Consider the following 22,998-nt stretch of genomic DNA (forward strand, 5'->3'; position numbering starts at 1 on the left):
GTTTACCGGTGCGGATCAGCGCAGTTCCACTTTGTTGTTGATTTTCACGCGGGAGCCGTTCTGCAGTTTGAGCTGACCGGCGGTGACGACGGACTCGCCGGGCTCCAGCCCTTTAGTGATTTCTGTCCAGTTGTTCTGTGACAGCCCCGTTTCCACATAGCGGCGCTCGACGACCAGGTTTTCCTGCGCGTCTTCGCTGGCGGCTTGTCCATCTGCGGGAGCTTTGCTGATAACGAATACGGAAGTGCCGTACAGCTTGGACTCCAGCGCAGTGGCGGGCACGGTGGTGACCTCGCGCTCAGATCCCAGCAACAGTTTTACTTCTGCGAACATGCCGGGGCGCAGCGCCTGGTCGGGATTCTCGAAAGTCGCCTGGATGGTGAAATTCCGGGTTTGCTGATCCACGCGGGCGTCGATGGCTGTGACTTTGCCGTTAAAAGTGCGCTCGGGAAACGCCGCCACTTTGGCTTCTACCTGCTGCCCATTACGCACTTGGCTGAACAGCTGCTCTGGCAGAGCGAAATTGACGTACACCCGGGACAAGTCCTGCAAAGTGACTATCGGCGTTCCTGGCTGCACATACTCGCCAAGATTGACCTTACGGATGCCCAATGTGCCTTTGAAAGGCGCGCGAATGCTCTTCTTGTTGATGCGGGCGCGCTGACTCTCCACTTGGGCCTGCGCATTCTTCAATTGCGCGCGGCTGGTTTCGAAATCCAGGCTGCTGGCGACGTTGCGTTCTAAAAGCTTTTGATCGCGTTTGTAGGTGGCTTCCGCGAGTTCTGCGGAGGCTTGCATGCCTTTGATCTCCGCGACGTCCACATCGGTATCCAATTGCACCAGCAGATCGCCGGCTTCCACTTTGGCGCCGGACGAAATCGGCATGGATTTGATGACGCCAGCTTCCTCGGAGGTCACCGTCACCTGTTGTACGGCGATGACGTTACCGATGGAGCTGTAGAAGGGCGTCCACCTCTCCGTGCGGGCGCTCTCTGATGAAACGGTGACTGGCGGGGGTTGAAAATTGGCGAAATATTCGCCCATCATTTTCGGTTTCAGATAGCCCAGGAAGTAGAAAATTCCACCGAAGACGACAGCAAGTACGACAATCATTATCGTCATGCGTTTAGCCATGAAGTTCTCCCTTTATGATTACTTGTATATGTCCGAGTCCGGCCGGAGAGCGGCCGGGAAAAGTTGTATTCTGGCGAGGGGTGAGAGGGCGTTAGCCCGAAGTTCGTTGAGTGCAATCGCTGAGTTCCGGTTCTTCCTGATCCTGCTGAATTGTAAGTGCTTTTTGCGAATGTTCCTGAAGGAAGGTAAAGCCGCCGACGCTTATGTTAGCGGATAAAACATAGTTGTCACCTCTACTCATTATTAAATACGGGTAATTCCTGCTGTTTCTTATAGAAGGACGTCGAAAATTATCGCAAAATGCCCAGTCTCATAGGACGAAGCAATTTCATCGCCTGACTTTATATTTCGGATAGCCATTTCAACCTGATGCGTTTAATAAGGTGTTTAGCTAGTTTCACATTTATTCTGGCCGTTTCCGGACTCTCTCACGCCATCGACATTCCTTTCTTTTCAGACAAACTCAAATATGAAGTTGTGGTGGAGGATAACGAGGAACTGAAATCTCTGGTGGAGGATGAGCTGGATCGGCAACGGGATGAGAACCTCACGCTCAAGCAATACACCAACCCGGTCAAAATCGCCCGCTACGAGAAAGACATCATTCAACGTCTGCTGCGTTCACAAGGATATTACGCGGGAGCGGTGGAGTATCGCCTCAAGGACGATGACAAAGGCGTGACCTATCTATTGACCCCCGGTCCTCTGTACAAAGTAAAAAAGATTACCTTTGATGTGCCGGAAGCCCTCAAGCTGCCTAGAGCATCCACTTGGCCTTTGCGGGAGGAGCGCGCGCTGGTGGCGTCCAATGTGTTGGACACTCAGGATGCGCTGAAAAAATACATCCAGGAAAGCGCCTGCTATTACGAAGTGAAACTCAGCTATGTGGCGGAGGTGAATCACGCCGACCATTCCTCAACGGTGGTTTATCGTATGGAGCCCAGTCCCAGCGTCAATTTCGGAGAGATCGCCATAACCGGACTGACCTCCGTGAAAGAAGAGTATCTGCGCAATAAGCTGGGTTATGAGGCAGGGCAATGCTTTAACCGCGCCCGGGTGGATCAGGCGCGCTTGAACCTGCTCAAGACGAACCTGATTGCGCGTATTGAGACCAACATTGCGCAGCCGGATAATGGACGCGTGAATACGTCCTTTACTTTGCAGGAACGTAACCACCGCACCCGTAAAGCCGGTATCGGCTACAGCACGGACGAGGGATTCGGTTTATCCCTTGGCTGGGAGCATCGGAACATTCTGGGCGCCGGCGAGAAGATTGAAGTGGGCGGGCGGGTGTCTCAGGTGCGTCGCACCGTGGAAGGGGAGCTGACGCTGCCGAACTTTTTTCGCGACGACCAAAGCGCCGTCCTGAATGGCGATCTCACCAAGAAAGAGCTGGATGCGTATGATTCCCTTAGCGCGCAGACCAGTCTGACAATCAAGCGTCAGTTTACGGATATTCTGTCCGGCTCCATCGGGACGCAACTGAAATACAGTGAAATCACTGATGAAGGCGTGACCGAAGAGTTCGGCCTGGTGTCTTTCCCGTTCACCTTGAAACTGGATACGACCGACAATCTCCTTGATCCGCGTAAAGGGTTCATTCTTACCGCTGGCGTCCAGCCATATATTGATACACTGGAAACCTCCCGCCGCTTTGTGAAAACCACTTTTTCCGCCAGTACATATCTGACAGCGGATTCTTTTTACTGGGAACCGACTCTGGCGCTGCGGGCGGCCACGGGGTCGATTTCCGGACAATCCACCGCCGACATTCCCGCTGATGAACGCTTTTATGTGGGCGGTGGCGGCTCTGTGCGCGGCTATCCCTATCAGTCATTAAGCCGGATCACCGGTGACGATCCCTTTGGCGGCAGTTCCTTTAACGAAGTGTCCGTGGAGACCCGTTTTCGCTTTTCCGAGAGCTGGGGAGCGGTCCTCTTCGTAGATGGCGGTTTCGCCTTTGACGACGCCAACTTGCAGCCTGGAGAAGAGTTGAAGTGGGGCGCGGGAGTCGGCCTGCGTTATTTCACTTTCTTTGCGCCCATCCGCTTTGACGTGGGCGTTCCGCTCAGCCCAAGAGACGACGTGGATGACAACTTTCAGCTGTATATCAGCATAGGGCAGGCTTTCTGATGCTGCGTAAGTGGTGGGTGCGTTGGCCGGCTCATTTTGTCTCCCTGCTCATGAGCCTGATTGTATTTATCGTGCTGTTGGCGGTGACGTTCGTCGGCAGTGAAAGCGGCCGCGTCTGGTTATTGGGGAAAGGGTTGCCGCTGGCGCTGAAAGGTTCGCCGGTCAGAATCGAGGTAGAGGACGTCGGCAGTCCGGACCTGGGGCACTGGAGCTTTGGGCTGCTGGAAGTCTATCTCAATGAAAAACAGCTGGTGCGCGCACGTGCGCTGGATCTGCAGGTGGACATCAACAGCCTGTTCGCCCAGCGGGTGCATGTGGACAATCTGTCGGCGGATGATCTGTATATAAACCTGGTCGACACTCTGCCCGAGTCCAGCGAAGAGGAGGACGAGGACGCGCCTGATTCGGGAGCTGCGGCAATGTGGCCGGTGGCGTTGGATGAGTTGTCCCTGCTGCGCTTGAAGGTTAAAGCGCCGGGGATGGAGGACATTCCCGCCGCGAAGATTCATGGCTCCGGCACACTGTATTGGACGGATGTTCCCCTTACACTAGAGCTTAACGCTGGGACGCTTGAAGATAAGCCGGCGCAGATCGCCATCGCTACGCAATGGGATGAGCAAAAGCGGCTGACGTTGACGGCGATGTTGAATGAACCGGCTGGCGGCTGGTTGGGCGGATTGGCGAAAATGCCCGCCTGGCAGGCGCTGGATGTGGAGCTGAAAGCGGTGATAGCGCAGTCTGAACCTTCGGGTCAAACGACTGACGGTTCCCGGCAAGGCCCTACTTACGGCATCGATTTACAGCAATTGAAAGCGCCGTTGTTCGGCCACAACCTGCGCGCATCCGGGAAAGTGGACGTGAATCTGGATGCGTTTCTGGTGCAGACAGAAGGATTAGACATCTACGTCGATCAGCGTCTGCAAAAAATCCGCGGGCGGGTGACGGATGAGGAACTGGACGCGCAGGTGGATATCGATCGCTTTCCGCTGGATGTACTGGCCCCCTGGACCAAGGACTTCAGCTCCGGCAACGCCAGCGCGAGTCTGCGCGCCACGGGCTCGCTCAATGACCCGAAAGCCTCGGGCAACGTCAGCGTCCGCACCAACTTCGGCGGCAAGCCGTTGATCGCTTCCGTACGCGGCAGCGGCGGCAAAGATAAAATTGTCGTGGAATCCCTGAGCGCCAGCCTGGACGAATTGCAGGCGCAGGCCAGTGGAACGGTGGATCTGGCCGCGGAGAAACTGAATATCCGCGTGACCCGGGCGCAGACGCCGTTGAGCTATCTCAGCTTGTTGGAGATAGCCCCGCCAGAAGGTTTAACATTATTTGCTGAAGCCACCAACGTGTCGGTCACCGGCCCTTACGTGTCGCCGAATTATGAGGGACAAGTGGCCGCCCGCGGCGCCTATCTGGATCTGCCTTTCACTGTGCAAGGCGGAGTGAAGGGCGGCGTCGACTCCGTAATTCTGCGGGATGCGCGTGTGAATACGAGAGACGCCTGGGTGACGGCTTCCGGCAAAATCGACTGGAGCAAGTCGCTGCTCGATCTGAGCGCCAAGGGCGGTAAAATCCCGCTGGACCTGCTCAGCAAACTGGAAATCGAGCTACCGCCCGAATTGGGTCCGACCCTGGTTGGCGTCGACGCCAAGGTAAAAGGTAAATTCACCAAACCGGAGTTCTCGGGTGTGGCGCAGGTCGCAGGAAGTTTCAAATCGCAAGCCTTTGCGGTGAGCGCGAACCTGTCCGGCTCCCCCGATGCCTTGAACTTTCGCTCATTTCGCGCCGAACTGCCTCGCGCGCCATCCGCCGAGGGCAATGCCGCAAGCCAGGCCGAGCTGGCCACCTTGGAAGGTTCTGGGCAGGTCAGCATCGCTAAAAGTACGCTTAACCTGGATGTAACGGCGCATAAACTGCCGTATTCTCTGGCCGCATTGGCGGATGTGGCGTTGCCGCCGGATCTGAGCGGCGATCTGGATGCGGATTTGCATGTGGAAGGGCCATTTACCAATCCTAAAGTTTCCGGTCGCCTGCATACCGCCGGACGTTATTCAACGCTGCCGTTTGAGGTGAGCGGAGAAGGCTCAGGTGGGACGCAGGGCGTGGATATTTCCTCCTTGAGCGCGAACCTGGGCGAAGCCGGGCGCGTTGATCTGTCCGGCTGGTGGCGGCCTGACGGCTTTGATGTTTCTTTGCATTGTTCTGGTGTGAACACAAAGAGTTTGCAGGCTTTTGGCTGGGAGATGCAGCATGGAGTGCTCAACACTGATCTGAGACTGCAGGGCTCTCTACAACAACCCAAAGTAGATGGGTATTTCGCCTATGCCACGGAAATCGAGGGAATGGACGACAAGGGGCGAAAGCAGAAGTACCCGTTTCAGTTACATACTGACATTTCCACTCGGGAAGATGAAATCTTATCGTTGTTCACAGTAGTTAAGAAAGACGATACGCAGACCGGCAGAGTGAAGCTGGATATCAACGCGCGTACTTACCTGGATTTTTTCAACCAACTGCAGGGCGAGCCGGACGTGCGCAAGATCCCGCTGGATGTCTCTGTGGCGGGCAATTTGGAGACGCGTTGGCTGAACTTCCTGCTGGACCCGGATATTCACCGCTTTTCCGGCGACCTGAATCTTAACCTCTCCGCCCAGGGCGTTCTTGGCGATCCTCTATTGAATGGCGACTTAAAACTGCAGGATGGATTTTACGAAAACCGCATCACCAGCACCCTGTTCAAAGACGCTCAGGCCAATCTGGCGTTCGCCGGTCGTAAAATGACGCTGAGCGACAGCTCCGCCAGCGACGGCGGCTCCGGCAAGCTGGAGCTGCTCGGCCATGTGGATTGGAGCGAGCTGAATGGCGGCGAAGAAAATGAGGATAATCCGATAGCGCTGCAGTTAGTCGCCACCAACGCCAGTATCCTGCGGCGTTCCGATATGGAAGGCGCTGTGTCCGGCAAGTTGACGCTGGAAGGGGACTTCAAGAATCTGCTGCTGAGCGGCAAAGTCGAGGTGCTGCCGTTCGCGATGATGCTGGATGCGGCGTTAGGCCGGGATATTCCAGAGATTGAAGTGCGTGAGGTCGCCAAAGAAGAACAGGAGGATGAAAGCATTCTGCCTCTGCCCAAGGTCGCTCTGGATATCCGCCTGATCGTCAATCAGCAGGCCTTTCTGCGTGGACGCGGATTGGAAGCGGAGCTGAAAGGCCGTGTGTTCGCCAAAGGGCCTCTGGAATCCGCGTCTTATCGTGGAAGCTTTGAAACCTTGCGCGGAACCTTTGAGGTATTCGGTAAGAAATTCGATCTGGAGGAAGGGGAAGTGTTGTTTGAAAACGACAGCTTCACCATGTTTATCGTCGGCGTCTACACCAGCAAAGACACAGAATACCGCGCGGAACTGTCAGGGTCGCTGGCGTCGCTGAAGGTGAATCTGAGTTCGAACCCGCCTTTGCCGGAAGATGAAATTCTATCGCAGCTCATGTTCGGCAAATCCGTGCGCAACATCACGCCGATTCAGGCGTATCGTCTGGCGGCGGCGGTGCAGACGCTGCGTGGGGAAGGCGGCAGTTTCTTTGATCCGATCGCCACCACCCGCGATCTGCTGGGCGTTGACACCCTGTCCGTCGACACACAGGAAACCGACAACGGCAGCGGCGTATCCGTCGGCGTGGGTAAATATCTGACTGAACGCGTCTACCTGGAGCTGGAGCGTACTCCAGACCCGGCGCAGCCATGGAAAGGCTCTGTCGAGGTGGAGTTGAACCCCAACCTCAATCTGGAGACGACCACCGGCGGACAGTCCGGCTTCGGCGGCGTCGAATTACAGTGGAAACAGGACTACTGACGCCAGCATAGCGACGAGGCCTGTGATCAGTGATGTTTCCGGTGCTTGTCGTTTTCTTTTTTCAGTACGACATAGACGCCGCCGAAGAATGCGATGGTCATACCCACTACCAGTAATCCCGCGATGATGGTTTCGTCGATGTACATAATGCATCTCCAACTTAATTGATCGGTGATAACGTGATCTTTCGTTGGATTATGGAGAGGGTTCGCCATAGCGAGTTTGATTCAGGTCAACCTCTCTCAGCCGCCACACCTCTGGTAACGCTTATATTGACCGGGGTCAATTCCGCTCAGTGGTTCGACTCGCCGACTGTTGCGGCGCCCCCAGAATCCCGGCTTTGAAGTCCTGACTGACAGGGTAGTCGCCAATCCAGATGGAAAGAATGGCGTCAAACAGCTTCTTGCCGGGAATAACGCCGCGATCGCGTCCGTCCAACCAGACTTGAGCGCCGACGCCAGGAATATATTCCACAACCGCTGTGTCTCCCTTTTTCAGCTTCTGGTCGAACATATGCACCATTTGCTCGATTTCTCCGCGGATGTCTTCCGCCTGCTGCTTGCTGATGTTCAGGCGCATGCCTTCGTAAAAGGCGTCAGCGATTTTGCGGCCGCGCACGTCCCGCAGCATGGTGAACTCCATACGCCGGTATCCTTCATCGGCTAACAGAGCTGGCGCTTCGTGAGTCGTTTGCTCCACATACAGCGCGCCGACATAAACATCGACAAAGACCAAAAAGCGGCGCGTAGCGGCTCCATTCAAGGAAAGAGAAGGGCGATCGCCCTCCGGCGGCAGGGTTTCAGGAACTTCCACGCCTTGCAGCGTCACCGCAAAGGACGGCGCAGTCAGGCTCAACAAGACGATAAACAGCATCGACGATAGCGTTAGGGGGTTGCTCATTGTGGCGCCTCTTTGCCCTGGGGTCTGTGGACAGCATGCATACAGATCCCGGCGCCAGGGTTTGTTATAACTTTATGGATTCCTGGCGCAACAGGTTGATGGACGTTATTGTTTTTATCGCGTCACGACTCTCAAGACATGGCTGTCTGGGAGATTCTGACTGAATGTTGAGCAGTGTTACACAATGATACAAAGATTGAGTGGATGCTGATCACATTTTCATCTGCTTCAATAGGTCATTTTATATAGTCCTTTTCTGGGGCGTGATTATTTCCCCAACTCTTCGTAAAGGTTAGAAAAAAGAGGCGGGCGGGCTTAAAATAGCGGGCTTTAGCAACTTCAAGCCACCGCAACGCGACAGAGTCCCTCATGTATATTGACTTCCAGCAACTAGAAGCGACCAAGATCTATCATTGGATGACGCAGACTATCATCCCACGTCCCATCGCATGGGCGCTGACCCGCAATGAGGACGGCGGCATGAATCTGGCGCCGTTTTCCTATTTCACGGCGATTTCCAGCGCGCCTCCCACCATTGCTATTTCCATCGGTAAAAAAACCAGCGGAGAGCTGAAGGATACGCGCAGCAACTTGCAGGTTGGCGCGCCCTGCACCGTGCATATCGCCGGTCGCGAATTGGCGCAGGCGGTGACGGACTCGTCCCGGACTCTGCCTTACGGCGAATCCGAGCTGCAAGGGCTTAACTTGTCATTGGTGGACTTTGAAGGCTTCGAGCTGGGCCGCTTGGCGCAGTGTCGTCTGGCGTTTGGATGCCGGGTGCAGGAAGTGGTGGAGCTGGGCAGCGTGCCTCAGGCGATGGTGCTGCTTAATATCGAAAAACTGTTCGTGGACGATAGCGTCATGACCACGGACGCCAAAGGTCGACTCAAAGTGGATGCGATGCAGGTGAACCCGCTGTCTCGTCTGGGGGCGGATGAATACGCCACACTGGGTGAAGTCATCAGTATTCCGAGGCCCGCATGAGTCAGTTAAGCAATCCAAGCCAGGCTTTTTTACGCCAACGTGGTCAGTTGAGCGGTCGAATATTATTGTGCTCGCCGCCCGCAGACGCTATTGCGGCGGAACTGCGCCAAACGGGTGTTGAGGTCAGCGTTCTGAGTTGGGATCACACGGCGGTGAACGCCTGCCGGGGCGCCGTAGCGGAAGAGTGGTTATTCACGGATCTGGCGTTGCCTGCGGACGCGCAATGGGATCAGATCGCCCTGTTCATGCCTAAGGCCAGAGAACTGCTGGACCTGATGTTGTCCGTCGTCGCGCCAGCACTGAAACACGCACAGCATATCTGGCTGGTAGGCGAAAAGCGGGAAGGCGTGGAAAGCGCCGCCAAGCGTCTGGCGAAAGAAGACTGGGACGCCACTAAGGTGGACTCGGCGCGCCATTGCCAAGTCTGGAGTTTGACGCCGCCGGCTGACTGGAAGCCCAAGCAGAACGACTTCTGGCGCGCCTACGAACTTGCGCAGGAGAAGGTGGATACACTGCAGCTTTTCACTTTGCCAGGCGTATTCAGCGCAGGCCGTCTGGATGAAGGTACAGAGGTGCTGTTGCAATCTCTGCCGGAGTTGCACGGGCGGCGCCTTCTGGACTTTGGTTGCGGCTGCGGCGTCATTGGGGCGACTTTGAAGAAACGCTATCCCAAAGCGTCTGTTGAGCTGACGGATATCAATCTGCTGGCGCTCAAGAGCGCAGCGCGCACCGCTGAAGCCAATGGCGTGGAGCTGAACGTATACGCTTCCGATGGTCTTGCTGAAGTACAGCCCGGCGTGGACGCTATTATTACCAACCCGCCTTTCCATCAAGGCGTGAAACAGGATACTCGCGTCACCCAGCAATTTCTGCGTGACTGCGCGCGCGTGCTGAAACCTGGCGGCTCATTAACCCTGGTGGCGAACCGCTTCCTGCCGTACCCGGATTGGATCGAGGCCCATGTCGGGCCGGTGCGGGTTCTGTTCGAGAACAGCCGATTCAAGGTGTACCATGCCGTCAGATAATGTGTGGCGCTCCGGGAGCGGGGAAGTGGATCCCCAAAGTCGCTGGCGTCGTAAGTTGATTGTTGGCGAGACGGTGGCGGATGCCTCTACCTGGCTGGCTGCGCAGACCGGCTTGTCGAAGCAGAAGGTCAAAGACGCCATGCTGAAGGGCGCGGTCTGGTGGAAGCGCGGCGGCAAGCCGCAGAAGCGCCTGCGCAGAGCCAAATCCCCATTGGCGGTCGGCGACGTGCTGGAGCTGAATTACGATCCTCAGATTCTCGCTCTCAACAGTCCGCAGCCCACATTGGTGGCGGATCATGACGCCTACTCCATCTGGTGCAAGCCCGCTGGGCTGCTCACGCAGGGCTCCGAATGGGGCGACCATTGCAGCCTGCTGCGCATGGCGGAGCTGCACTTTCAAAGCAAGCGGCAGGTGTTCCTGCTGCATCGCCTGGATCGCGAGGCCATGGGCTTGGTGATCATCGCCCATAATAAAGCGGCGGCGGGGCGGTTTGGCGCGCTGCTGCAGGATAATGCGCTGGATAAGTTCTATCTGGCGCGGGTAAAAGGGCGTCTGGCGCAAGAGCAGGGGGAAATCGACTTCCCTGTGGACGGCAAATCAGCGTTGAGCTATTACCAGGTTCAGCATTATGACGACGCGACGGACTCCAGTCTGGTGCGGGTCAAACTGATCACGGGACGCAAGCATCAGATTCGACGTCACTTCGCGGATTTAGGGTATCCCTTACTGGGCGATCCGCGTTATGGCTCAGGCAACAAGCATGAAGACGGTTTGATGCTGGCGGCGACGGAACTGGCGTTTACCTGTCCCATGCGCCGCCGCGCCATGCGGGTGGTTATGCCGGAGGCGTTGCTTCCGGCCTGGAGTCGTCAGCGCTGACTGGCGCTTGGGCGATAATGGCGTCCTGGTTAGGGCAGAAGTCGGGAACGCCCGGGGTGGCGTTCTCCCGTTGCAGATGTTCGCCACAGTGGGCTTTCTCGGAACAGTTGCGACAGTTCTGAATCGCCTTGAACACTTCAACGGAAGACGAGCCCCTAACATAATGCGTGGTGTCGACGCCCTGCTGTTTCAGCATCTGACCCAGACGTTCCTGCTCCACCCGGTTGGCAAGCCCGTTGTAATACAGGTCCGCTGTGCGTGAATTGCGAAAAATAAACGCCAGCACCATCATGGTTGGCAGCATAAATACAGCGGCGACGGCCATCCAGATAATGGTTACTTTCATCATTGCCATACTCCGTGCTCAGATAAATGGGTTCTGATATAAGCATAGATTAGATTGCTTCCCGACGCGGAAGGCTGTCCGAAATCAAGAAAAGAGTCACAAATGAGTATCGCTAACGACAATCCCAACGCCAGGCCCGTCGTGGTGCTTGGCCCTACCGCCTGCGGTAAAACCCGGCTCGCAGTGGCGTTGGCTCGCGCCTTTGCGGGAGAAGTGGTGTCTGCGGATTCCCGGCAGGTGTTTCGGGGCATGGATATTGGAACCGGCAAGGATTTGCAGGATTACGGCGACACCCCTTATCACCTGATCGACATTGTTGATCCGGGGGCTCCGTTCAGTCTGTTTGACTACCTTGGCGCCATGCAGCGGACACTCGATGATCTGGATGCGAGAGAGAAGCGCCCAATTATCGCCGGTGGTTCCGGGTTGTATCTGGATGCGATTCTGCGCGGCTATCGACTTGTCGAGGCGCCTGTCGACCCGCTGCTGCGGGAACGGCTCAAACATCATGATCAAGAGCGGCTGAATGCGCTGCTGGCTTCATTGAGGCCCTTGCACAACACCACTGACACGCAGGACCGCGAGCGCACGCTGCGAGCGATTGAGATTGCCTACGCAGAGCTGAATGAAGACAGTCCCAGTGTGCAGATCAGTATCGACCCTGTCGTGATCGGGTTGCACTGCGATAATGACCGATTGCGCGCCCGCATTCGCGAACGTCTGGAAACTCGTCTGGACGAAGGTTTGATTGAAGAAGTGGAAAGTCTTCGGGCGGAGGGGCTGAGTTGGCGGCAGTTGGATGAGCTGGGATTAGAGTACCGCTACGTCGCGCTGTATCTGCAGGAGCAGCTGAACCGCAATGACATGATGCAAAAGCTTGCTTCTGCGATATACCTCTTCGCCCGCCAGCAAGTGAAATGGTTCCGTCGTATGGAGCGTCAGGGCGTCGCCATCCATTGGCTGGAAGCGGACGACGCGCCATTGGATAACGCCTTGGCGCTATTGCGGCGATAACATCAATACGGCCACTTGCCAACCGCGACGCAGATGACGATGAGCCCCAGGCACAGGTTGGCCAGCACCGCCTGTCGCACCTGGTTTAGCGCGGCGCCGGCTTCGCTCCAGGTCTTTTCCAGGGTGCAGGTCTTCAGCTTGCGAAAGGGAAAGAAAAACACCCCAATGAAAATGAGCGTCATCGCTAACGCGCCGCCCAGCATGATGTGAACGTACAGGGGCGGTTTGCCGCCCCATAGCGCGAGCATGCCCAAGCCGGAGCCCCAGAGCGTCAGCACGGCGATCCACACCCATCTGAAAAAGCGAGTCAGCACTTCCGACCACAGCGGCAGACGCTGAGGCGGCTGCAATTGCTCCGCTGCGGTAGGGCGCAGAATGAAATAGGCGAAAAACATACCGCCGACCCAGCCCAGGGCCGCTAGAACATGAAGTAGTTTAAGTAGCAAAAGCATGGCGAAGCGTATCCTTGTTACATTGGATCTATTGATATTGCGGCGACGTTTTTTCGAAGGCTTTTCAATAACCTGTCGAGGGCTTTGTGCGCAGTAGTGGTATTATACGCGTCAACATCAACCTCGATTCAACAGTAAGTTCCCAAAAATGCAAGAAGATTCAAAGGGTTCCCCGGGGCATAACTTCGACGAACTGAAAGAGCGCTTCCAGAACAATATTTACGGCACCCCCAAAGGGCGCCTGCGACTGGACCTGATCAACGAGGACCTGGACGCTCATCTGGCGGAACGATTGGGAGAGGGCGCGTGGCGGATTTTGGACATCGGCTGCGGCGCGGCGATGATCAGTGGACGACTGGCGCAAGCGGGACATCGCCTGACTCTGACCGATCTGTCCGCCGAGATGCTGACGGCGGCCCGCGCTAATCTGGAGTCCCTTGGATCGGCGCTGGCCTGCGAAGAGTGGCGTGAAGGCCCGATGCAGGACGTTCTGCCGCAACTCCAGGGACCTTATGACCTAATAATCATCCACGCGGTGCTGGAGTGGATGGACGACCCCCGCCCCGCGCTGGAGCTGGCGCTCAGCAAACTTCGACCCGGCGGGGTGCTGTCCCTGGCATTTTATAATCGCAACGGCCTGATTTACCGCAATCTGCTGCAAGGGAACTTCCGCAAGCTTAAGAAGAACAACTGGTACTACCGTAAAGGCGGCCTGACGCCTCAGAATCCATTAGACCCGGATGAAGTCTACAATTGGCTGGCCCAGGCGGACATGCGCCTGATATGCAAACGGGGCATCCGCACTTTTTACGACTTCATGCAAAAACCCGTAGCCCGGGAACGCAGCTATGAAGACGTACTGGAAATGGAGCGCATGCACTCCCAGAAAGAGCCGTACCTCTCCCTGGGGCGGTATATTCATGTGTTGTATCAGAAGGATTAGAAATGGTTAATAAATTTGAAATGGTCCCAGCAAGGAGTTGTGTACTGCCTGTGGGCGTCAAGGGTAGTCCGTCGTTTACACTTTGCAAAAGGCCCGTAAAGCTGGAAATTTTTCCTCCGGTGTATATAATCTCGCCGCATCCGGCAAAATCTCTTGCGTGGCTTGATTACGCGCCCTAGTGGAGTTAACCAGCAAATGTTTGGTGTAGAGTAGAAGGAAGCCTGTCGGGACTCCCCATGAGTATCTACCCAATGCAGCCTTCACTAAAAGGGCTTTTGGTGAAAACCGCCTTCAAATTATGTCCATATGACAACTTATTCTGGAAGTTCTTAATTTAAATGCTTCAGTACTCTTCTTCTATAGCTGGGCTGATTTTATCGATCAGTCGTAATTGGCAACTAATTCGGCAAATGACTAAAAGAGAAGTTATTGGTCGGTATAGGGGCTCTTTTCTAGGGCTTGCTTGGTCTTTTTTTAACCCAATTTTGATGTTGGTCGTTTATACGTTTGTTTTTTCAGTAATATTCAAGGCCAAATGGGGAGTTGGCGGTGAGGAAAGTAAATCCCAGTTTGCAATAGTACTTTTCGTGGGCCTGATTGTTCATGGCGTATTTGCTGAAGTGATCAACCGAGCCCCAGGGTTGATTTTGGGTAATGTAAACTTTGTAAAAAAAGTGGTATTTCCTATTGAAGTCTTACCAGTGGTTTGCTTGTTTGCGGCGTTATTTCATACCTTAATTAGTTTGCTTGTGTTACTAATAGCATTTGTTATTTTTAATGGCTTCATTCACTGGACAGCTATATTTTTACCTGTCATTTTCCTGCCATTTGTTATGCTTATTCTTGGGGGAGCTTGGATATTGGCTTCTATCGGTGTTTTTATTAGGGATGTGGGGCAGACGATTGCCATAATAACTACAGTTCTGCTATTCCTCTCTCCCGTATTCTTTCCCATTGATGCGTTACCTCAAAAATATCATTCTTTAATTATGTTAAACCCCCTGACATTTATTATTGAACAATCACGAGACGTTCTTATTTGGGGGCGTATGCCCGATTGGATTGGGCTGGGTATCTACTCACTTGTCGCGATAGTCTTGGCTTGGGCCGGATATGCTTGGTTTCAAAAGACAAGAAGAGGCTTTTCAGATGTCCTTTAGTAGTAACAGTACTGTTTCAAACGATGAGCTTAAGGCTGATGACACGGCTATTTGTATTCGAAACCTTAGTAAGTGCTATCAAATATATGAGTCTCCTCGAGATAGACTTAAACAATTTGTTATCCCGAGGCTAAAACGTTTTACAAGGCAACCGCCAGAGCGCTACTACCGCGAATTTTGGGCCCTCAGAGACGTTTCATTTAATATAAAGAGGGGCGAAACGGTAGGGATTGTCGGACGCAATGGTTCGGGTAAGTCTACTTTGCTGCAAATAATCTGCGGCACACTGTCGCCGACAGAGGGGACTGTAGAAATAAACGGTCGTATTGCAGCGCTTTTGGAGTTGGGAGCGGGGTTTAATCCAGAGTTTACTGGTCGGGAAAATGTATATCTCAATGCAGCCGTTCTAGGTCTAAGCCAAAGCGAAGTTGATGAGCGGTTTGATGATATCGCGGCATTTGCTGATATCGGACAGTTTATAGACCAGCCAGTTAAGACTTATTCCAGCGGCATGGTTGTTCGACTTGCATTTGCTGTTGCTATTAATGTTGATCCGGAAATCCTCGTTATTGATGAAGCACTATCTGTTGGTGACGAGCTTTTCCAGCGAAAGTGTTTCTCACGAATTGAAGCTATTCGTGATAGCGGCGCTACAATTCTGTTTGTTTCTCACTCTGGCGGCACAGTTGTAGAGTTGTGCGACAGAGCAGTACTTATGGACTCTGGGGAGAGGCTTGCGGTCGGTAAACCCAAGCAGATTATAGGGAGTTACCAGAAACTGCTCTATGCGCCAGAGGATAAGCGGGAGAGCATTCGTAACCAGTTGCTTCAGGCTAATGAGATTATGTCTGAGCGAGTGGATGATGTGGCAGGTTTGTCTCAAAACAACAAAATGCAGGAAAAGGAATATGAGCGCCTCCAAGAAAATTTTGATCCGCATTTGAAACCTGTTAGTACGATTGAATACGAATCACGCGGCGCTACAATCGAATCATTGAAAATTTTGACTCTAAATGGCGAGCCGGTAAATGGCTTGGTCCGCGGCAGGAAGTACCGGTATTGCTATAGTGTAAGGTTCGATGTCGCCGCTTCAAATGTTCGTTTTGGTATGTTGCTAAAAACGACGTCAGGACTAGAGCTCGGGGGCTCTATTTCTGCTCCATCTCTTGCTGAATCTATTCCGTTTATTCCGCAAGGGAAAGTCGTATCGGTTGAGTTTACCTTTCATTGCTACTTAAATCCTGGGGTTTACTTCATGAATGCTGGAGTATTGGCGGTTTGTGGCCAGGAAGAAACTTTTCTACATAGAAAAATTGATGCGATTGCATTTCGTGTATTGCCGGAAACGTCTAGTACTGCAACCGAAATCGTTGATTTTTGCTGCACCCCCTTGGTAAGTATTGATGAATGATTTGTTCAATAACCTACTTGTCACGTGCCCGAATCAAGGAGGGCTGTTCCTTATTCATGAGGGCGTTATTCATAAGCTGGATGATTTTAGTGCAACGGGGCTTGCTGTAAGTAGCGAAAGAATCGCCAGAGGCCTGCAGCCCTCCTCTGTAGTGGTGCATTGCCATAAGAAGTCTGACCCTGAATCCAGCGTTATGACAGCTACAGCTGACGACATACATGATGTGTTGATAGCTGGCGACTATGTGTATTTTGTAGGCACATCTGGTAATGAAGTAATTAAAATTAATAGCGATTCTATAGAAGTGGATAGGTGGACTTTTGATGGAGAAGTGGACTCACTTCACATTAACTGCCTTGGTTTTTGGAATGAAAGAGTCGTTTTTTCTGCGTTTGGCGATTTTAAGCAACATCGTGAATATAAGGGAAAAACCAAAGAGGCAGGCTATGTAAAGGACTTGCTTAGTGGTAAGTATCTAATAAAAGGACTCTCTCAACCTCACAGTCTGACGCCTTTAAATGGAAATTTATTGCTGGCGAACTCAGAAAAGAAAGAGATAGCCGAATATAGTAGCGCTGGGGAATTGATGCGTTCGAAGCTTCTGGGAGGCTATACACGAGGAATATGTGTCACTGATGATAAAATTTTCGTAGGTTTAAGCGCCTCTAGAAATCTTGACGACCCGGGAGTTAAAAGCGCCACTGTTGTTGCTCTCGATAGGAACACATGGGAAGAGTTGGGACGTTTAGATCTGCTTGCCCCAGAAATTTATGAAATACATCAGGTAAGCGATAAGCGTTTGATGTGTAGTGTGCTTGGGAAAGTGGCGTCTTATTCATCTTCAACGCTTGCCTTGGTTATTCAGGATCGTGAACAGGAAATAGTAGAGCTTAAGCAAGAGATAAACGTGCGAGATTTGGAGGCACTATCGCTCAAGCAAGAAATTAAAGATCTGGATTTGGAGGCACTATCGCTCAAGCAAGAAATTAAAGATCTGGATTTGGAGGTGCTGTCGCTCAAGCAAGAAATTAAAGGTCTGGGTTTGGAGGTGCTGTCGCTCAAACGGGAAATTGGTGAGCGAGATATGGAAACCCTGTCGCTCAAGCAAGAGATTGGAGAGCGTGATTCGGAAATATGCCGCTTAAACCAAGTTGTAACAGAGAAATTAGCTAAGATCAGCTCCCTTGGTCAGGTCATTCTTGATCAAGATGAAAAGATGGCCGTATTCACCAAGGCTGCTCATGAACATAAACAAACTATTAGTAACCTACAGCATATCATTACTCAAGTTGAGCATAGGCTGTCTGTATTTGCCGAAAAAGATAAGAGGATTGGAAAAGTGGTTTTGAGTAGACTGGAAAGCCGTAGTAAGTTGCTTTACTGGTATTGGAAGCTAATGCGGTCTCCTCTATTTGACTCTGAATGGTACCTAAAGAACTATCCAGATGTGGCTGAAAAAGGCGTTAATCCTCTTAAACACTATTTGGCGATAGGCTGGAAAGAGAGTAGGCAGCCAGGACCATATTTTGACAGTGAATACTATCGAACTCGCTATCCCGATATTGCAGGCTTAGACATGCCTCCTCTGGTTCATTACTGGCTGCATGGATGCTCCGAAGGGCGTCACCCTAATTCACTGTTTGATATGGACTGGGATCGACCTGAAGAAAATTTGGCGCCTATTTCGAATGAAGGTACTCGTAATTTAGCCGGACTGTCGACTTCTACTGACTCACTTCTAATAAGCGTAATTATTCCAACTTATAACAGAGGTAAGCTCCTGCCTGAAATTATTGCTGCATGGCGCGAAGTAAATGCAGTGACAATGTTCCCGTATGAGATTATTTTCTCTGATGATGGTTCATCTGATGGTTCTGTCGAATTTCTTGAGACAGTGAATGGTCTGCCGTTAAAAGTGCTGCGTAATGCGCATGGAGGGGCTTCAAGTGCGCGAAATGCTGCAATTAGAGCTGCTTCAGGTGATAAGTTGCTTATCATCGGAGATGATATCTTCCCTGATCCTCAAATTCTTAATATTCATGCTGAAATATGCGAGCAGCTTGGACCTAAAGTCGCCACGCTAGGTGTTGTCGATTGGCACCAAGACCTCGATGTTAATCATCTGATGCATCATATTACAGAAATTGGAAATGAGCAGTTTAGTTATAATCGCCTTAAGGACAACGATTTTACTGATTTTCGGCACTTTTATACCTGTAATATCTGCGTTGATAGACGTTTTCTTCTTGAAGAAGATGTAATTTTTGACGAGCGATTTGACGAGTATGGATTCGAAGACATCGAGTTAGGTTATCGGCTGGCTAAACGCGGGCTCAAGTTATTTTATACCACGCGAGCAAAAGGCGATCATTATCATCCCTATGTGACGTCGAAGTTCTGTAAACGCCAAATTTCAGCAGGGAAAATGGCCGTGGTATTTGCAAGAATGCACTCGGGTATTGATATGCTATTGGGAGTTGCGTCACTTGAGAAAAAAGCGCGTAAGAATCGCACATCGCAATACTCTCAAGAGATGTGGCAACAGAGGTTGGATGCGCTTGTCAGTAGATGTGAGTACTACGAAGAGCTTATTGCGGCCACTCCTGATGATATTTCCATGGGCATTCGTAAATGCTTGAGCACTTTGTATGTGCATCTATTTCGGGCAATGTACGAATATGGAGTCATTCAAAAGCTGGGTGACTATCCTAATTCTTTGGCGATTGCGATGGAAGCGCACTTCCCGGGGGGCGGATCAGATTATTGGGATAAGCTTGAGAAGAGTGTAAAGGAACCAGATGGTTTGTCTTCGGCTGAACTTTACAATCTGTGTGAGGCGCTTAATACAAGAAGCGAAAGAGATCTCCACTATGGTTCAAAGCAGCGCCGGCTGTTTGATGAATTAATGCAGGCCCAGTTGCTGTTAGAGTCGCAGGTGACTCTGGTTAGTAAAATGGAAAGAGTCAGGCAATTGGCGTCAAGGGCGGTTTATCATCTTTTAAACAATCCAAGATACTTAATCCATCGAGCAAGACAGCTAATCAGTGAAAATAAGGTTGGCGATAAGGTAAATGCCGTTAATACTGATGTCGCCACTGTTGTTAAGGCCATTCCAGCTCTTGTAGTTGACTCGCTTGGCTCGGAGACAAAGAGCTTGGTAGAGACTTTCCGTCGCACCTTTGGCGATACTGCAAAAGTGTACGAATTGTTGCAGAATGGGATGCTGTCTCTTATCGAAGAGAGTGATCTCGGCAGCAACCCCATCATGCCGTCGGCTGCTGAAGCTACAATATTCTTTTGGCCAATGTCTTCCTCTGCTATTTCCTGCCCTGACCATTTGTACTCTGCTTATGTGGCGCTTATAGAGAACGGTTTAGATCTATCAATAATTTCTAACTCACTTACGTTAGATGGGAGCATCTGTATTGGAAACCTGCGTGATCATATGATCTTCTCGCGTGATATCGCTCATGCAGTTTTTGAAAATAAACTTAATCAGGCTCCGTTGCGGGGAAAAATACTTCGATTATTACCGACAAGGAGCAATGCTGCTGAAGCACGTATTAGTGAAGCGCTTGAATGCAGCCATATTGAAGTAGATGCGGATGGCTTCTTTTCCAGTCAGGTTAAACCTTCGTGCGGCTTGACACGATACGAGTCCCAGTATTTGCCGCCACGTGTAAATACAAAGCCAGTTATCTTTGTATTCCCCATTTTTTTAGCGGTAGGCGGCGTAGAGCGTAATACCGTTGAGATAATGAGGAAGCTGAATCGCCAATTTGAGTTTATCGTGATAACGATGGAGAGATTGCGTCCAGAGCAAGGCAGCTTGGCAGCTCAGGCTATGGACGTTGCGGCTCAAGTGATTGAAATGGCTGAGATTGTACGCCATGAAGACTATTTGCGCGTTTTGGCTCGATTAAAGACGAGTTTGAAACCTGAACTGGTTTGGGTTTGCAATGGCTCCCCTTGGTTTTGTGATAATGCGTCTTCTATTCGTCGTGTATTTCGCGATGTGCCGATTATTGATCAGGAAGTATATGATGTTGAGCAAGGGTGGATTACCCGTTACGGTGAACCTGGCATCAGGTCTTTTGACCATTTTATTGCTGTTAATAAGAAGATTGAGCGACGCTTCCGTGAAGATTTTGGAATTGATCCAAAGCAGACGCATTTAATTTACTCTGCTGTTGATACTTTTCGTATTCAGCAGTTTAAGCAGTCGCAGCCTGATGAGGTTGCGCTGAGAGAAAAATTTGGGCTTCCCCAAGGGAAGAGGATATTTACGTTTGTAGCACGGCTTACGCAGCAGAAAAGACCTCTTGAGTTCCTAAAACTGGCAAAACTACGTTGCGATAATCAGGATGAGTATTTTGTGCTGGTCGGTGATGGCGAACTCGCTGATGAAGCTAATGCATTTATTGAGAAAAATGAACTAAAGAATGTAAAACGAATACCATATGTTGAAAATACACTTGAACTCCATGCCGTGACTGACGGAATTATATTTACCTCAGCGTATGAGGGGCTGCCAATAGCGATGATTGAAGCATTGGCAATGGGAGTTCCTGCGTTTGCAACTGATGTAGGCGATATTGCAGATGTAGTGAGTGAATACTATGGCGGTGGCGTGATTTCGGTAAATTTATCAGATATTGATATAAACTCTGAATTCGAAAGTTGGCTTAGAAACCATCAGAAATATCAGATGGAATTGAAGGCTCGAGAACAGGATATACTTGATCGTTTTTCCAGCTCGAATATAGCAAAGCAGTATGTTGATTGTTGGAATGGGGCGATTAGTCAATACAAGAAGCAAGGTGTAACAGTATGAATGCGCCAAACGTCTCCCGCGTTTTGATACTCGGCGGTATGGGCTTTATAGGGCAGCATCTGACACAAGCTTGTCGCTCTGCTGGAATGACTGTAAGAGTTGCAGACATGTTTTTGCCTGCTTCTGAAGTGAGACAAGACGGAGTTGAATACGTTGAGGGAGATTACAAGGACCCGGGCTTCCTAGAAAGTATACTTGAAGAAATCGACTCTATTGTGCATCTTGTTCATGACACAATGATTCTTAATCAAGAGTGCAGCATGGATGTTGAGTTTGAGCGTAATGTCCGACCTGCAATGCAACTTATGGATATGTGTTGCTCGAAGAAAATTGGGAAATTTTTATTTGTATCTTCTGGTGGCACTGTTTATGGAAATCAGTTGAGCCGTCAGCCTATTGCCGAAAGCTCATCTACAAAGCCGATTTCTTTATACGGAACTTCTAAGCTGATTATAGAGAATATTGGGTTTCTCTATAATGTTCAGAAAAATTTACCCTTTATTGTTGCGCGTCCCGGTAATGCATATGGGCCTGGACAGAAGCCGTTTCGTGGCCAGGGCTTTGTTGCAACTGCATTTGCTTCTGCCCTGAAGGGGGAAGTATTGAATATTTTTGGTGACGGGTCGGTTGTTCGAGATTACATACACGCCCGCGATCTGGCTGATGCGCTAGTTGCCATACTCAGGTTTGGCAAACTTGGTGAAGCATACAATATTGGAACATCTAACGGCGTCGCACTGCACACTTTGTTAAATGAGTATATAACTCCAATATTAGAAGACGATGGTTACAGTTTGCAGTGTCAATACACTCCTCCTCGAGGTGTAGATGTGCCATACAACGTATTATCGAATGATAAGCTACGCCGCGACACGAACTTCTCTCCAAGTATCGAGCTTCGTGATGGTTTGCGCGAAACCTTAATGTGGCTAAAGAATTTTAAATTAATGTGAGAATGTAATAGCTATGAGCCTTGTATCAGTTGTTATACCCAGCTATAACCATGCCCATTATATCAGGGAGGCAGTGGAAAGTGTTCTCTCTCAATCTTATACCAACTTGGAGTTGATCGTCATTGATGATGGCTCCAGCGATGCATCACTCGACTACTTACGCAGTGTGGATGACCCTCGATATACATTAATAGAGCAGGAAAATGCGGGGGCTCATAATGCTATTAACAAAGGATTGTCTCTAGCAAAAGGCGACTATCTTGCAATTCTAAACTCCGATGACATCTTTCATAGGGAAAGGCTTTCTGAGTGTGTAGAAAGGCTGCAGCAAGGCGCAGATTTAGTAGCAACATGGATTGAGATAATAGACAACAAAAGTAAGGTGCTTGGTGTTAAAGAAGGGTGGCGGAATATGCTGCCCTGGACCATTAAAAAGCCGGATGCACGACTTATTGGGGCGGATGACTTTAAGTTAAATTTGCTGTTTTCTAACTTCGTGTCTACAACGAGCAATGTAGTCTTTTCTCGCAAGGTATATGAGGCAGTCGGTGGTATGCGTAATCTACGATTCGCACATGACTGGGATTTTTTATTAAGGGTTGCTCTGAAATTTCGATGTGAGCTTCTGGAAAAGCCTCTTTTGAAATATAGGATTCACTCTACAAACACTATTTCATCAAATCGTGCGTGGATGCTGTTTGAAATCTGTTGGATTTTTGCAGTTCATCTAAAGAACTTTTCAGGCGAATTACTATTGCAGTCTACTGAATTGGAACGATTCTCTCATGGTCTTGACCTGATGGCTAACTCAATAAATTTGCAGGGTAATGATAAAGTTTTTTGGATGCTTATGCAGTACATTGCGGCGCATCAGAAAATAGAAAATTTTTCACCGGAAGAAGTACTGTTGAATCGTGAGGAATTAAGAGCTGAGTTTATCCGCTATATAAATGTATAGGGCGCTTTGTTTACTAATGGATATACAGA

17 protein-coding genes are annotated in these 22,998 nt (G+C 50.9%); 12 read left to right on the top strand and 5 right to left on the bottom strand.

Translation table 11 applies throughout. The features are described 5' to 3' along the window. Positions 1-15 precede the first annotated feature (15 nt). Complete coding sequence (locus HCH_RS10110; RefSeq protein WP_011396114.1) at positions 16-1,134, bottom strand: efflux RND transporter periplasmic adaptor subunit; 1,119 nt, start codon at positions 1,132-1,134, stop codon at positions 16-18. Positions 1,135-1,503: 369 nt separating this feature from the next. Here HCH_RS10110 and HCH_RS10120 point away from each other — a divergent pair, with 369 nt between their 5' ends. Further along, positions 1,504-3,267 carry an autotransporter assembly complex protein TamA gene (locus tag HCH_RS10120; protein WP_011396115.1) on the top strand — a complete coding sequence of 588 codons (1,764 nt, stop codon included), beginning with the start codon at positions 1,504-1,506 and terminating at the stop codon, positions 3,265-3,267. Further along, positions 3,267-7,109 carry a translocation/assembly module TamB domain-containing protein gene (locus tag HCH_RS10125; RefSeq protein ID WP_011396116.1) on the top strand — a complete coding sequence of 1,281 codons (3,843 nt, stop codon included), beginning with the start codon at positions 3,267-3,269 and terminating at the stop codon, positions 7,107-7,109. The genes HCH_RS10120 and HCH_RS10125 overlap by 1 nt, the downstream gene beginning before the upstream one ends. Positions 7,110-7,135: 26 nt before the next feature. Here the strand turns inward: HCH_RS10125 and ccoM are convergent, their stop codons facing one another. Next, positions 7,136-7,255, bottom strand: a complete 120-nt coding sequence (gene ccoM / locus HCH_RS35105) for a cytochrome c oxidase subunit CcoM (RefSeq protein WP_337998589.1) — start codon at positions 7,253-7,255, stop codon at positions 7,136-7,138. A 136-nt stretch (positions 7,256-7,391) separates the two neighbouring features. Further along, positions 7,392-8,009, bottom strand: coding sequence for a chalcone isomerase family protein (locus HCH_RS10130; RefSeq protein ID WP_011396118.1), 618 nt, complete (start codon positions 8,007-8,009; stop codon positions 7,392-7,394). Between the two features lie 369 nt (positions 8,010-8,378). Here HCH_RS10130 and HCH_RS10135 point away from each other — a divergent pair, with 369 nt between their 5' ends. Genes HCH_RS10135 through HCH_RS10145 form a run of 3 tightly spaced genes read left to right on the top strand, consistent with a single transcriptional unit; the run spans position 8,379 to position 10,898 of the window. Next, positions 8,379-8,993, top strand: coding sequence for a flavin reductase family protein (locus HCH_RS10135; protein ID WP_011396119.1), 615 nt, complete (start codon positions 8,379-8,381; stop codon positions 8,991-8,993). Then, complete coding sequence (locus tag HCH_RS10140; RefSeq protein ID WP_011396120.1) at positions 8,990-10,018, top strand: class I SAM-dependent methyltransferase; 1,029 nt, start codon at positions 8,990-8,992, stop codon at positions 10,016-10,018. The genes HCH_RS10135 and HCH_RS10140 overlap by 4 nt, the downstream gene beginning before the upstream one ends. Positions 10,019-10,043: 25 nt before the next feature. Beyond that, complete coding sequence (locus HCH_RS10145; protein WP_202945296.1) at positions 10,044-10,898, top strand: RluA family pseudouridine synthase; 855 nt, start codon at positions 10,044-10,046, stop codon at positions 10,896-10,898. Here HCH_RS10145 and HCH_RS10150 read toward each other — a convergent pair. Then, positions 10,855-11,247, bottom strand: coding sequence for a DUF6455 family protein (locus HCH_RS10150; RefSeq protein ID WP_011396122.1), 393 nt, complete (start codon positions 11,245-11,247; stop codon positions 10,855-10,857). The genes HCH_RS10145 and HCH_RS10150 overlap by 44 nt on opposite strands. 99 nt (positions 11,248-11,346) lie before the next feature. On the opposite strand from HCH_RS10150, the gene miaA reads away from it, so the two are divergent. Next, positions 11,347-12,258: a tRNA (adenosine(37)-N6)-dimethylallyltransferase MiaA gene (gene miaA / locus HCH_RS10155; protein ID WP_011396123.1), complete on the top strand. Its 912-nt coding sequence runs from the start codon at positions 11,347-11,349 to the stop codon at positions 12,256-12,258. Positions 12,259-12,260: 2 nt separating this feature from the next. Here the strand turns inward: miaA and HCH_RS10160 are convergent, their stop codons facing one another. Beyond that, on the bottom strand, positions 12,261-12,710 hold the full coding sequence (locus HCH_RS10160) for a CopD family protein (protein ID WP_011396124.1): 450 nt from the start codon (positions 12,708-12,710) through the stop codon (positions 12,261-12,263). Positions 12,711-12,858: 148 nt separating this feature from the next. Between HCH_RS10160 and HCH_RS10165 the strand changes: the two genes are divergently transcribed. The 6 genes from HCH_RS10165 (at position 12,859) to HCH_RS10190 (ending at position 22,969) form a co-directional block, all read left to right on the top strand. Next, positions 12,859-13,653: a methyltransferase domain-containing protein gene (locus HCH_RS10165; protein ID WP_011396125.1), complete on the top strand. Its 795-nt coding sequence runs from the start codon at positions 12,859-12,861 to the stop codon at positions 13,651-13,653. 338 nt (positions 13,654-13,991) lie between these two features. Further along, the gene (locus HCH_RS10170; RefSeq protein WP_011396126.1) at positions 13,992-14,813 is read left to right on the top strand and encodes an ABC transporter permease; all 822 of its coding nucleotides are present in this window, start codon (positions 13,992-13,994) and stop codon (positions 14,811-14,813) included. Then, complete coding sequence (locus HCH_RS10175) at positions 14,767-16,224, top strand: ABC transporter ATP-binding protein (RefSeq protein WP_202945297.1); 1,458 nt, start codon at positions 14,767-14,769, stop codon at positions 16,222-16,224. Before HCH_RS10170 ends, HCH_RS10175 begins: the two co-directional genes overlap by 47 nt. Then, positions 16,217-21,058 carry a glycosyltransferase gene (locus HCH_RS32240; RefSeq protein ID WP_049780902.1) on the top strand — a complete coding sequence of 1,614 codons (4,842 nt, stop codon included), beginning with the start codon at positions 16,217-16,219 and terminating at the stop codon, positions 21,056-21,058. Before HCH_RS10175 ends, HCH_RS32240 begins: the two co-directional genes overlap by 8 nt. Then, complete coding sequence (locus HCH_RS10185) at positions 21,055-22,011, top strand: NAD-dependent epimerase/dehydratase family protein (protein WP_011396129.1); 957 nt, start codon at positions 21,055-21,057, stop codon at positions 22,009-22,011. Before HCH_RS32240 ends, HCH_RS10185 begins: the two co-directional genes overlap by 4 nt. Positions 22,012-22,024: 13 nt before the next feature. After that, positions 22,025-22,969: a glycosyltransferase family 2 protein gene (locus HCH_RS10190; protein ID WP_041598558.1), complete on the top strand. Its 945-nt coding sequence runs from the start codon at positions 22,025-22,027 to the stop codon at positions 22,967-22,969. The last annotated feature ends 29 nt before the right edge of the window (positions 22,970-22,998 follow it).

This window comes from Hahella chejuensis KCTC 2396 (assembly GCF_000012985.1).
Lineage (GTDB): Bacteria > Pseudomonadota > Gammaproteobacteria > Pseudomonadales > Oleiphilaceae > Hahella > Hahella chejuensis.